This is a genomic window from Streptomyces sp. DvalAA-14, from assembly GCF_900091855.1.
In the GTDB taxonomy this organism is placed as follows: domain Bacteria; phylum Actinomycetota; class Actinomycetes; order Streptomycetales; family Streptomycetaceae; genus Actinacidiphila.
This window is the reverse complement of sequence record NZ_FMCH01000371.1, coordinates 1-12,395: the sequence shown is the minus strand read 5'-3', so window position 1 is coordinate 12,395 and position 12,395 is coordinate 1. Positions and strand designations below refer to the sequence as shown.

Annotated in this window: 7 protein-coding genes and 1 pseudogene; 3 read left to right on the top strand and 5 right to left on the bottom strand. The window is 72.8% G+C overall.

What is annotated here, in order from left to right:
• A pseudogene (locus GA0115240_RS19200) lies at positions 1–2,163 on the top strand (hypothetical protein); the annotation flags it as partial.
• Between the two features lie 198 nt (positions 2,164–2,361).
• Here the strand turns inward: GA0115240_RS19200 and GA0115240_RS36975 are convergent.
• Positions 2,362–3,612, bottom strand: a complete 1,251-nt coding sequence (locus tag GA0115240_RS36975; RefSeq protein ID WP_093737909.1) for a hypothetical protein — start codon at positions 3,610–3,612, stop codon at positions 2,362–2,364.
• A 249-nt stretch (positions 3,613–3,861) separates the two neighbouring features.
• On the opposite strand from GA0115240_RS36975, the gene GA0115240_RS19190 reads away from it, so the two are divergent.
• On the top strand, positions 3,862–4,428 hold the full coding sequence (locus tag GA0115240_RS19190) for a flavoprotein (RefSeq protein ID WP_256069883.1): 567 nt from the start codon (positions 3,862–3,864) through the stop codon (positions 4,426–4,428).
• A 157-nt stretch (positions 4,429–4,585) separates the two neighbouring features.
• Here GA0115240_RS19190 and GA0115240_RS19185 read toward each other — a convergent pair whose 3' ends face one another.
• On the bottom strand, positions 4,586–6,505 hold the full coding sequence (locus tag GA0115240_RS19185) for a peptidoglycan recognition protein family protein (protein ID WP_093737907.1): 1,920 nt from the start codon (positions 6,503–6,505) through the stop codon (positions 4,586–4,588).
• A 792-nt stretch (positions 6,506–7,297) separates the two neighbouring features.
• Positions 7,298–7,828: a hypothetical protein gene (locus tag GA0115240_RS19180; RefSeq protein ID WP_141708892.1), complete on the bottom strand. Its 531-nt coding sequence runs from the start codon at positions 7,826–7,828 to the stop codon at positions 7,298–7,300.
• 251 nt (positions 7,829–8,079) lie between these two features.
• On the opposite strand from GA0115240_RS19180, the gene htpG reads away from it, so the two are divergent.
• Positions 8,080–10,077 (top strand): molecular chaperone HtpG, encoded by a 1,998-nt coding sequence (gene htpG / locus GA0115240_RS19175; protein ID WP_093737905.1) that lies wholly within the window; start codon positions 8,080–8,082, stop codon positions 10,075–10,077.
• Between the two features lie 70 nt (positions 10,078–10,147).
• Here htpG and GA0115240_RS19170 read toward each other — a convergent pair whose 3' ends face one another.
• Both GA0115240_RS19170 and GA0115240_RS19165 read right to left on the bottom strand, forming a co-directional pair.
• Positions 10,148–11,452, bottom strand: a complete 1,305-nt coding sequence (locus GA0115240_RS19170; RefSeq protein WP_305112313.1) for a 1-acyl-sn-glycerol-3-phosphate acyltransferase — start codon at positions 11,450–11,452, stop codon at positions 10,148–10,150.
• Complete coding sequence (locus tag GA0115240_RS19165) at positions 11,449–12,324, bottom strand: patatin-like phospholipase family protein (RefSeq protein WP_093737904.1); 876 nt, start codon at positions 12,322–12,324, stop codon at positions 11,449–11,451. Before GA0115240_RS19165 ends, GA0115240_RS19170 begins: the two co-directional genes overlap by 4 nt.
• Positions 12,325–12,395: the final 71 nt, after the last annotated feature.

Genomic DNA, 12,395 nt, shown 5'->3' with positions numbered 1-12,395 from the left:
GCACTCGCCCTCGGCCTCCAACCGCCGCCGCCGCCTTCGGCCCCGCTCACCGCGCCGCTCACCGCGCCGCCCTCGGCCCTCCCCGCCGGGTCGGCCTCGGCGCTGCCCGCCGCCGGGTCCGCCGCACGGCCCTCGGCTCGGACCGCCGCCGTGTCCGCCACCCTGTCCGCCGCCTTGTCGGCTGCTCTGTCCACCGCGCTGAACGGCACGTCGCCGCAGCGGTTCGCCTCGACCGTGCTGCGGCTGCACGCCAACGCCTGCGACATCTGCGGGCAGTTCGCCGACTCGCTCCTGGCAGGGGTCGCCGCCGGCGACTGGAGTGCGGCCCGGCTGGTCGCGCTGCTGGACGGGCTGGCCGCCGGCCCGGACGGGGGAGGGGAGGCGGCCGAAGCGGGCCGCCCGGCCGGCGACCGGCGCACCGCCCCCGCCGCGCGCTCGCCACGTGCCCGGCTGCTCGCCGGGCTGTCCGCCCCGCAGCTCGCGGATGTCGCCGCGCACCTGTGGTCCGCGGACGGCCAGGAGGAGGCGGTCCCGCCACCGCCACCGCCCGGCAAGGGGCCGGCCCCGCCACCGCCACCACCCGGCGGAAGCCCGGGCCCGCCACGTCCGGCGCCCGGATCGAAGCGGCCGCGATCGTGGAACGGATGGCCGGGCCGGCCGCCCCGCGCGCCCTGTTCGACCTCGCCGCGCGCCTGGCCGGCCACGGATCGCCCGAACTGGCCGTCGTCCTGCTGGAAACGGCCGCCGGCACCAGGACCGCCCAGGATCTCGCCGACCTGCTGGAACTCACCGGAGCGGATCCGGACACCCCCGGAGACCGGCGGCCTGCTGCGGACCGCGGTCGTACGCCGCCGCCCGCCCGCCTTCCTCGCCGAACTTCTGCGGCTGCTGGAGCGCCGCGGCGGCCCGGCGGCGGATCTGCTGCTGACCGCCGCCGCCGCCGACGGCACCGTCCGGGATGTCGCCCGCACCCTGCTGATACTGCGGCACTCCGGCGGGCCGGCCGCCGCGATGGCGCAGGCCGTGGCCGACCTCGTCGTACAACTCCCGGTCGCGGCAGTCGCGGAGGCGCTCGTCCTGCTCGACCGGTACGCGGACGGGGAAGCCGTCGACACCCTCATGGCGCGTGCCCTGCGGGCCGACAGCGAAGCGGTGGCCGACCTCATCCACCGGCTGAGCGAGCTGGGCCACCCCCGACTCGTGGCCGCCGCGGTCGAACACGTCGTCGCCGTCACCCGCGCCGACCAGGTCCTCCACCTGTTCATCCTGCTGCACGACCGGGGGCTGCGGGACGAAGCCGCCGGGGTGCTGCACGGCACCGTCGCCCAAGTGCGGCCCGCGTCGCTCAGCGAGAGCCTGGACCTGTTCCGGAGCACCCGCAGACCCGGCGCCGAGCAGCTGAACCGGGTGCTGGGGGTGGTCGCGACGAGCTGCACGGTGGAGCAGGCGTACGAACTCGCCCTGTGGGCACGGAGCCGGACCGCCGACGGCGGGCAAGTGGTCGCCGCCGCCGTGGCGGAGACCTGGCCCGTGCCCCGCATGGAGGAACTGGCGCGGCGGTTCACCGACACCGCGTACCCGGGCCTGGCCAAACAGCTCTTCCGGCTGGCCGTGGCCGACTTCGGCGAGCGCCGCGCCGACGGCGCCGAGATCGCCGAACTCATCCTCGCCCTGCAGCGGCGGCCGGACGCGGCGCAGGAATGGCGCAAGTCCATCCGCGAGTTGATCGGCCGCCTCGCCGAACGCCGTGACACCCAGCAGATCATGGCCCTGGTGGGCCGGCTGCTGGCCGCCCACCAGTACGCGGCGCTGCGCGACGCCGTGGAGGGCGCGGTGCTCGCTGCCTTCGGCTGGGAGGAGTTCGTCTGGCTGCCGCAGGTGCACGGCGCCACATACCTGCCCGCCGTGCTGGAGATCGAACTGCGGGCCCTGCTCAGCCCCGAGTGCCTGCCGGACCGCCGGGTCCCCTCGGTGGTACAGGCGCTGAAGGACGCGGGCGCCCGGCATGAGGACATGCGCCAACTGCTCGGCTACGTCGGCCGCCGGCGCCGGATCGACTCCACCGATGTGATCACCAGCCTGCGCACGGCCGGCCTCGATGAGGAGGCGGACGCCTTCACGGACGGCAGTGTCCGCCGCCGGCCGGTGTTCCTGGCCAGCTGAGCACGGCCCTGCCGGGCATCCGGGGCGGCGGCTCGGTGAAAGCCGGCTCGGTGAAGGCCCGATTGCCCCTCCGTCGATCCCGTCCCGGACCATGCCGCCGCGCCCGCGCCCGCGCCCGCAACAGTCCGGACACCGGCCGCTTTCCACGGCGCCGGACCCGTCGGGGGCCGCGCGGAGACAGTGGTGCGGGGCGAGCGGTCAGTGCGTGGTGCCCGCCTGCCAGAGGACGGCTCCCCCGTACTGGATCACGACGTTGCCGTCCGACCGGATGACGAGCAGCGCGCCGTCGTGGCCGTCGGTACGGGTCGACCAGGCGGTGCTGGAGTCGGAGGTGTAGACGACGAAGTTGCCGTCGGCCTGGAACACCGTCTTGGCGCCGAGCCCGGCCGTTCCGGCGGACCACAGAACGCCGCCGTCGCTGCCGAGCACCACGAGGTTGCCGTCCGACCGCATGGCCAGGGTGGTGCGGTCGGTGTGCACCGACTGCCCGGGAGTCAGGACCCAGGTGGAGGGGATGGTCAGCGACGTACCCGCGCCGCCCGGGGCGGTGGGCGAGGAGGGCGCCGTCGGCTGCTGCGAGGCGGATCCCTGCGGCGGGGCTCCCGGCGTCCCGGAGGCGCCGGGGCCGGGCGCGGTGTGTGCCGGCGCGCCGGCGCCCGATCCCGCCGGGACGGTGGAGCCGGGCCCGTCGGAGGCCGGCGGCGACGCCGGGAGGGAGGAGCCGGGGCGGGCGGACATGCCTGCCGCGCCCTGTCCCAGTGCCTCGGGGTGCCGGCCGCCGTCGGCGGAGGGATCGAGCGTCGCCGCCGTGGTGTTCACGGAGCCGGGCGCGGTCGTGGAGCCGCTGACCGCCGGGCCCGCGGCTGTGGGAGCGTGCGAGCCGCCCGACATCGTCACGCCGATGACCGCGGCGACCGCCAGGGCCCCGATGGCGAGCACCGCGAAGAGCTGCCGCCGGCTCTTGGAGCCCTCGGCGGCGGTCCGTTCGTCGTCGTCCGCGTCGTTGCCCGGCCCGGACCCCGGCCCCGACGCCAGGCCGGACCCCTGCCCCGACCCCGGCCCGGACCCGGACCCGGACCCGGATCCCGTCCCGGACGCGCCGACGGTCCCGGGGCCCCATTCACCCGCGTCGGATCCCAACGCCACCGTCCGCGCGTCGCCGAGCGCCTCGGTCACCGGCGCCGGATAGGGGACGACCACGTCGATCGAGTACGGAGGTGCCTCGGGCACATAGGGGGCTTCGCCGTACGGCGCCGGCTCGGCGGCGACCGGACCGGGGCCGGCACCGACGCCGTGCTGCGGTGCGCCCTGCGGGGACTGCTGCGGAAACGCCTCGTCCCACCGGGTTCCACCGTCAGCCGCCGGCGACGCCTGTCCCTCGAAGCCCGGCGACGGCCGCCCAGACGCACCAACGGGACCGTCGGCGCCTTCCGTTCGCGTGTCTTCCATGCCCGCGCCTCTTCTTCGTCACCGTCACACGGCTGCCGGTTCTGGCTCCACCAGAGAATAGCCGCAGCCGTCGGACCGGCGCCGGTTCGCCCACCGCCGCCGGTCCCGAACTCCCGGCCCGGGGGAGGTCCGGCCGGCCGGATCAGCCCGACCGGATGGGCGAGAATCCGAGGGAACCAGGGGCCGTACCGGCGACGGTGGTTCAGTGAGGCGATGACGAGTGATGTCGACGCGAGGCGGTGCGCAGCGGTGAGTACGAGGTCACGCGGGGTGCTGGGAGTGGTCGCTTCGGCCGCCGGCGGGGTGGAGCAGCTGCGCACCGGCCTGGTCGGGCCGGCGATCGAGCGGGGCTGGCGGGTGGCGGTGACACTGACGCCGACAGCGGCGGCCTGGCTGCGACGGACCGGTGAGGTCGCGCGGTTGGAGACACTGACCGGTCTGCCGGTACGGGACCAGCCGCGCTTCCCGGACGAGGCGCGTCCCCATCCGCCCGTGACCTGCTTCGTTCTCGCACCGGCCAGCGCCAACACCGTGGCGAAGCTCGCGGCGGGCATCGCCGACAATCAGGCGCTGACGCAGCTGTGCGAGGCGCTGGGCACCATCGGTCTGCCGGTCGTGGTCTTCCCGCAGGTGAACGCGGCGCACGCGCGGCACCCGGCGTGGCAACGCCACCTCACGGCGCTCCGTGCGGCCGATGTCCGCCTGATCCACGGGCCGGACGTCTGGCCGCTGCACGAGCCGCGCGCCCACCCGGCGGCCCGGGAACTGCCCTGGGCCGCCGTGCTCGCGGCCGTGGAGGGCGCCACGTCTTCCTGACGGCCGGCGCCCCTCCCCGGCCCCCCGCGTGCCTCCCCGGGACGCGAGCGGGGGGAGAAGGACGGTGGTCCCTCTCCCCCCTGACGCGGCGATCGGTGCGGCAATCGGTGCGGCGATCGCTGCGGCCATCAGTCCGGCGACCGCCGGAGCCCGGACCTCAGACCGCGGTGGCGGTGACGTCAGCCGCGTTCACGTAGACGTAGCGGTGGTTGAACTGCACCGTGTAGTACTGCTTGGCGCCGTTGACCACACCCTGCCGGCTCGGGAAGAAGTCCTGGCCGTTGACCGGCGGCTGGTCCGCCACGTAGGCCTGACCGGCCGGGATGGCGTAGTTGGGCGCCGTCAGCGGGTTCTGCGGGTCCGCGCCCCAGCCGGTCGGGACCTCGGACGGGTCCGGGAAGGCCGTGCCGTAGACGGGGGCGGCGGTGGTGCCGGCCGCCTGGATGATCTTCACACCCGTGGCGGGGATGGTGTTCGTGCCGTTGGGGTTGTCGATCCAGCCCTCCTGGCCGTCGAACCAGATGGCCGTCCAGTCGCCCTGCTGGTCGGCGACGACGAACTGCTGACCGGCCTGCACGGTGGTGGTCCAGTCGCTGACGTCATTGGTGCCGCTCGTGGCGGTCGGGTGCACGTTCGCGTCGAGGATCAGCGGGGAGTCCTCGCTGGGGCCCTGGTGGACGAAGAGCGAGCTGGCCGGAATCGTCACCGGGGTGCAGGCGGTGGTGGCACCCGTGGGGTCGTCGGCCGGGCAGACGGTGAAGGTCTGCAGGTTCTTCTTGAAGGTGGGCGCGATGGTCACCGCGCTGCCGACCGGTCCGACCCCGCTCGACTTGTCGTCGAACGGCGCGCCGATCAGCTTCATGAAGCGGGTCCAGTCCCACTGGTCGCCCATGTCCCAGTGCTGGCCGGCCAGGTCGGCCGTCTTGCCGCCGGGCACGTTGTCGTGGGCCAGGATGTGCTGGCGGTCCAGCGGGATGTTGTACCGCGCGACCAGGTACTTCACCAGCTTGGCCGTCTGCTGGTAGGTGACGTCGGTGTACCAGTCCGCGCCGAAGGCCGAGAAGCCCTCGTGCTCGATCTGGATCGCGTGCAGGTTGCTGTCGTAGTTGTTGTCGCCGAAGGCCACGTCCTTGTCCGACACCATCTGGGTGACCGCGCCGTCCGACGAGCGCATCACGTAGTGCGCGGCGGCGGCGTTCGGACCCTGGAAGGTCTGGATGGTCGAGTCGTAGGAACTCTCGGTGGTGTGCAGGACGATCTGGTTGATCGTGATGCCGTTGGCGGGCCGGTTGGACACCTGAAGGCCGGTGGACGACGCCTGGACGAACTGGCAGTCCAGCGACTTGGGACACTCGGCCGGGGTCGACGGGCCGACCGCCTTGGTGAGCTTGAGCTCGCCCAACTGGCCGGTGACCGGCGCGGCGGACGGGTCGGCGGGCTCGGTGACCAGCTGACCGTCCGAGGTCGTCTGCCGGACACCGGACCTGATCGAGGCGAAGACGTCGGAGGTGAAGGACGTCGCGGCCTTCTCGTCGGCCATCTGGCTGTACTTGGCGATCGCCGCGGTCCAGTCGGACGGCTGGTCCGACGTACCACCGGTCAGCTGCTTCTGGTAGGAGGCCAGCAGGGCGGCGCCGCCCCGGAGGTTGTCCCGCAGGTTGTGCCGGAGGCTGTCGGCCGGGATACCGGTCAGCTTCGCGGCGGCGAGCAGCGTGTGCAGTTCGGGGTGCTTGGCCGCGGAGGTGAGGTCCGAGTGGGCCGGGATCCCCGACGGGCCCTGCGCCAGCATCTGCGCTGTCGCGTCGGTGAGGTTCATGAAGCCCCAGCCGGCGTTGTTGCTGTAGCCGGTGTGGGACTGCAGCCCCGACTCCTCGCGGGCCACGCCCAGCAGCACGGACACCGGGACCTTGTACTCGGCCGCGGCCGCGGCGAAGTCCGCCTGGGTGGCCGACTGCCCGCCCGCCGCGTCAACCGGCCCGGCCTGCGCGGAGGCCGGCAGCAGGGTGAAGGTACCGGCCGCGAGGGCTCCGCCCACGACGGTGGCCGCCAGCCACCGCTTTCCTTTTCGCTTGTGCAAGATATTCCTTCCAAAAACCGCTGGTAATCAACTGTGAGCAAGGCGCGACGACACTTCGCCCCATACCTCGCAAGGCGCCGAATTCTCGGCCATATGATGGCCGTAGGGCCCGGACGGGCAGAATTCATCTCCCGGAAACCCGCAATTCGCCGCGGCGGAGCGGGATGACCGGACGAGGTGCGCCGGGGCAGGGCGGAACAGGGTGGGGCGGGGCGGTAATCCACGCTCATGTTCAGCGCCTAGTTCGGCGAGCGCCCCACCAGGGGGACCGGCGTCCGGCCGTCGAGCAAAGGAGTCGACGCGGCCGGTGACGCAGCCGCCGACCTCATTCCGCCGGGGTCGCGCGGGAAGCGCGCAACCTTTTCTGCCGAGAGGCGTGGGGTCACAGCGCTCGGTCCCTCCGTCGGATTCAACTCGCCGTGAAGCGTATGCAGAGGACACGGATTACGTCAAGGTGAGCAAAGGCGCGTATCTGACAGGTGATGAGGTAACTACCCGTCAGAATCAGCTATTTCCGGGGCGGCGCATAAAAGCGGCACCGGGCCGCGGAGCGGCGCCCGACTCCGCGATCCGGCGGGCGTCCCGCGGCGGGATTTCAGTAGGCCCTGTCCGGGCGATCTTTGAGGATCAGCCCGCGGCGTCAGATGCGGTGCATCGCAAGGCGGTGGGGGCACCTCCCAGCGATAGCTGGGGGAGATCGTCCTTGTACTGGGCCGTACTCGGACGACTCCGACAACGCAGCGAGGTGCCGCAGCTGTCGTCGCGGGCCCGAGAAGATCGCCCGGACAGGGCCTAATGCCAGTGCGGCTTCCCGGACTCCATGACGCAGGTGATGGAGCGGCCGCTCGCGTCGGTGGTCGTCGCTCCCAGGTCGGCCTTCCGGCAGAACTGTCCCGCCCGGTAGCAGTTCCCCGCGTTGGAGCGAATGCTGCACACGCCGCTCGCGGCCGGGGCGGTGGTGTGGTGCACCGCGGGAGCCGTGGTGTGGTGTACGGCCGGCGCGGTGGTGTGGTGCACCGGGGGTGCGGTGGTACGGCGGTGGGTGGGCGCCGGCCGGGTGGCGGGAGCCTTGGTGCGTACGGCTGTGGCGCTCGAAGCGGGCGGGACGGCCGACGGGCTGGTGGACGGCGACGCGCTCGGCGACGCGCTCATGGGCGTGGGCGAGAGCGTGGGCGTGGGCGTATCGGCCACCGCGGCCGTGCTGAGCGAGCTCGTTGTCGGCGTACCGTCCGCCGGCCGCGCTGCCCCGGCTGTACCGCAGGCGGTGAGCGTGAGTGCGGCGAATCCGGCGACCATTACTGCGGATATGCGACGTCGTTCCATGCCCCGCACCGTAATTCCGGGCCATCCGCCGAGGTGCCGGATCGGCTCCACCTACGCATCGCGCGGCCTGCCCGGTAGACGAAACGGCCGAATCCCGCGTGCCCGGGACATGGGCAGCGCGCCCGGGCAGGGCCCGCCGCCCCCTTCGGCGGCCGAGGTGGTGACAGACGCGGTCATACCGGAGCATCGGCTGATCTACAGTGCTGAGGTCAGTACCTGTCACCCGGTGACCCGAGAAGGACCAACGGACAATGCCCACCGAGACGTTCGAGTTCCAGGTGGAAGCCCGCCAGCTTCTGCAGATGATGATCCACTCGATCTACTCCAACAAGGACGTGTTCCTGCGCGAACTCGTCTCCAACGCCTCCGACGCCCTCGACAAGCTGCGGCTCGAAGCGCTCCGGGACGACTCGCTCGGCGCGGACGTGTCCGACCTGCACATCGCCCTGGAGGCCGACCCGAAGGCCCGCACGCTGACCGTGCGGGACAACGGCATCGGCATGTCGCGCGACGAAGTCGTCCAGCTCATCGGGACGATCGCCAACTCGGGCACGGCCTCTTTCCTGCGGGACCTCAAGGAGGCCGGGGACAGCGCCCAGACCGAGGGGCTGATCGGCCAGTTCGGTGTCGGGTTCTACGCCAGCTTCATGGTGGCCGACGAGGTGACGCTGCTGACCCGGCGGGCGGGGGAGCGGCAGGGCACGCGCTGGACGTCGGCCGGCGAGGGCACGTACACGGTGGAGACCGTCGAGGACGCGCCGCAGGGCACCTCGATCGTCCTGCGCCTCAAGCCGGAGGACACCGAGGACCAGCTCTACGACTACACCTCGCCGTGGAAGCTCCGGGAGATCGTCAAGCGGTACTCGGACTTCATCACCTGGCCCATCCGGCTGGCCGCGCAGCCGGCACCCCGGAGCGATGCCGGGATCGAGGCCGCGACCGCCGGGGACGCCGGGGAAGCCGGGACGACCGGAACGACCGGGGACGCGATGACCGCCGGGCAGACGAGCGGCGCGCCGGCCGAGCCCGAGACGCTCAACTCCATGAAGGCCCTGTGGGCGCGCTCGCGCGACGAGGTCAGCGACGACGAGTACCACGAGCTGTACAAGCACATCAGCCACGACTGGACCGACCCGCTGGAGACCATCCGGCTACAGGCCGAGGGCACCTTCGAGTACCAGGCCCTGCTGTTCGTCCCGGCCCACGCCCCCCAGGACCTCTTCCTCCAGGGCTACAAGCGCGGCGTCCAGCTCTACGTGAAGCGCGTCTTCATCATGGACGACTGCGAAGCGCTGATGCCGCCGTACCTGCGCTTCGTCAAGGGCGTCGTCGACGCGCAGGACCTGTCGCTCAACGTGTCCCGCGAGATCCTCCAGCAGGACCGCCAGATCCAGTTGATGCATCGCCGGCTGACCAAGAAGGTGCTGTCGACGGTCAAGGACATGATGACCGCCGCACCCGAGCGCTACGCCACATTCTGGCGGGAGTTCGGCCGCGTCCTGAAGGAGGGGCTGCTCAGCGACTTCGAGAACCGCGACACCATCCTCGGGGTGTCCTCCTTCGCCACCACGCACGACAAGGACGAGCCGACCACGCTCGCGCAGTACGTGGCACGCATGAAGGACGGCCAGGACCACATCTTCTACCTGACCGGCGAGTCGCGGCAGGCGATCGAGAACTCGCCGCACATGGAGGCGTTCCAGGCCCGCGGTATCGAGGTGCTGCTGCTGACCGACCCGGTCGACGAAGTGTGGGTCGACACCGCCCCGGAGTTCGACGGTAAGCAGTTCCGCTCCGTCGCCAAGGGCGAGATCGACCTCGATACCGAGGAGGAGAAGCAGGAGGCGGGCACCGAGCGCGAGAAGCAGCAGGAGGAGTACGCGGGTCTGCTGACGTGGATGACGGACCGGCTGAAGGACGACGTCAAGGAGGTACGGCTCTCCTCCCGCCTGACCGTCTCCCCCGCCTGCGTCGTCTCCGACGCGCACGACGTGACGCCGGCCCTGGAGAACCTCTACCGGGCGATGGGCCAGGAGATCCCGCACACCAAGCGCATCCTCGAACTCAACCCCAAACACCCGCTGGTCATCGGCCTCAACCGGACCCGTACCGAACGCCCGGACGACAGCGGGCTCGATGAGATGGCCGAACTCATCCACAACCTGGCGCTGTTGGCCGAGGGCGGCGAGCCGGCGGACCCGGCCCGCTTCGTCAAGCTGATGGCCGACCGCCTCGAACGCACCCTGTAAGCCGACCTCTTCGGTCGTAAAGCTCGTAAAGATCGAACAGGTCTTAGAGGTTGTAGAGGTTGTAGAGGTCTCAGACGTGCGGTGTCGCCGCGACCGCCTGCTCGGCCGTCCAGCGGTCCATCCGCTCCCACTGGCCGAGGAGCCATTCGCTGCGTGCCTCCTGGCCGTTGGGGATGTCGGCGGCCGGTATGCGCCACCAGTGGACGCGGACCGGCCGCCGGAACGGCAGGAAGGTCCAGGCGGCCCGCGCGGAGGCGATGACGTCCAGTCCGGCGTGGGCGACGAAGACCACGTCGGCGGTCGGCGCCGCCGCCAGCGCCGCGAGGCTTCCGCCGTCCCGGGGCGGCAGGACGTAGTGCAGCCGGGCGGCGCGGGCGGCCCGCCGGTACTGGCCGAGCCGGCGCAGCCGGGCGACGGCCCGGCGGTGACGGCTCGGGGTGAAGTTGCCGCCCTCGGGGAAGATCACCAGCGCGTCGCGCGGCCGCAGCCCGGCGGCCAGCGCGGCGATCGCGTCCTCGGCGGTGCCGCGCGCGGGAGGCAGGAAGCAGTGCGGCACCCGGCCGAGCAGCACATCCAGGCACGGATCGGCGCGCAGGACGCCCTTCAGCACGGTGTGCGGCCGCAACTGGGCCTCGGTGAGCAGGATCTGCAGGAGGAGGAAGGAGTCGCCCAGCCCCGCGTGCCGGACGAGGACCAGCAAGGGCGCGTCCGGCGGTCGGTCGGTGGCGGGCAGCTCCGGTGTCATCGCCACTTCCAGGCGGAACAACCGGTCGGCTGTCCGGCGCAGGACGGCCAGCAGTCGCGCGAGTAGCGCGAAGGCGTCAGCCGCCCGGCGGTCCCGCGCGGCCGGTCCGGCGAGCCGGCCGCGCAGGAAGAGCACCGAGGCCGCGAGCAGCCCGGCGAGGTCGACCACGAGGTACACGAGCAGGAAGCCCGCCATGCGCGTGGGACGCCACGGTCCGCGGGTGGCAAGGGTGATGGGGGCGCCGAGGACGGTCACGGCGACCAGTACGGCGGCCGCCACCGGGAGCAGGGCGAGCAGGAGCGCGGTGGTGGCGGTGCGCCGGGCCGCCGTGATCAGCGCGGTGGCGGCACCGGGGGCGCCGGCCGCACCGGCGGCACCGGCCGCATCGGTGTGCTGCGGGGGCGCTGGGTCGGCCGGGTGCGAAGGGTCGGTCGGGCGCGGTGGGTCGGCCGGGCGGGGGGGACGGGCCGGGCGGGCGGCGTCGGCGTCCGGCAGGGCCTGGTCGGCCGGGCGGGACGGCCCCGGCAGGCTCGTAGCCGCCGCGCCCCGGCTGACGGGCTGCGGCGGTGTGCCGGGTTCCACCCGGTGGGCCGGCTCCACCTGGTCGTCGCCCGTGGCGGAACGCTTCACTTCCGGCCGCCGTCCGCGGTGTCGAGGGCGGCGGCCAGGTAATCCGAGGAGGCGGCGTAGGCGCGTTCGATGCGCTGCGTCGTCTGTCCGAACGTCCGGTGGCGCAACTGCCCCAAGGTGCCGCCCACTTCGCCCGATGCCGCCCCGCTGGGCAGTACGTGCACGGTGACGTGCGACGGCAGATCGGCCATGTCGCGGGCGAAGCGGTGCCTGCGGGCGATCTCGAAGGCGACGGTGGCGACCTCCCACGGCAACTTCGGCGGGGTGAGGGGGCGTTCGATCCGGCCGACCTGCAACACGTAGATCTCCCGGGCGCCCAGGGCGACGGCCCGGCCCACCGGGATGCTGTTGACCAGGCCGCCGTCCACGAAGTGCTCGCCGCCGAGTCCGACCGGCGGGAGCAACCCCGGTACGGCGGACGACGCGAGCACCGCCTCGACCAGCGGCCCGCTGTCGAACCAGTGCTCGGCGGCGTGCTCGATGCTCGCCGCCACACACTGGAAGGGCACCGCGAGTTCCTCGATGAGGGTGACCGGCAAATGGTCGCGCAGCAGGTCGAGCAGCGGCGCGGGGGTGTACAGGTGTGTACGGCTGCGTACCGCGGTGGACAGCCGGCCCATCAGGGACCCGGCGAACACCCCCGCCCGGCCGAGCCCCGTCCACAGGTCGATCAGCCGGCTCACCGAGGTCTGCGACGGATCGGCGGCCACGGCGGCCCCATTGATCGCACCGACCGACGTGCCCAGCACCAGGCCCGGCCGTATCCCGGCGGCGAACAGCGCCTTGAGCATGCCGACCTCGTACGCTCCGAGCGCGCCGCCGCCGCCCAGCACGAACGCCGGGCCACGTATCTCACGCGCACGGAAATCCATGGCTCAAGCGTGCCCCGACTCCGCCCGCCCAACCCGCACGGCTCGGCGCGCCCGCCGGACCGCCCGCCGGA

Bases quoted from the DNA above. Each gene is read 5' to 3' on its own strand.
- GA0115240_RS36975 (WP_093737909.1), bottom strand. From the start codon at position 3,612: ATGGAAGACACGCGAACGGAAGGCGCCGACGGTCCCGTTGGTGCGTCT.
- GA0115240_RS19180 (WP_141708892.1), bottom strand. From the start codon at position 7,828: ATGGAACGACGTCGCATATCCGCAGTAATGGTCGCCGGATTCGCCGCA.
- htpG (WP_093737905.1), top strand. From the start codon at position 8,080: ATGCCCACCGAGACGTTCGAGTTCCAGGTGGAAGCCCGCCAGCTTCTG.
- GA0115240_RS19165 (WP_093737904.1), bottom strand. From the start codon at position 12,324: ATGGATTTCCGTGCGCGTGAGATACGTGGCCCGGCGTTCGTGCTGGGC.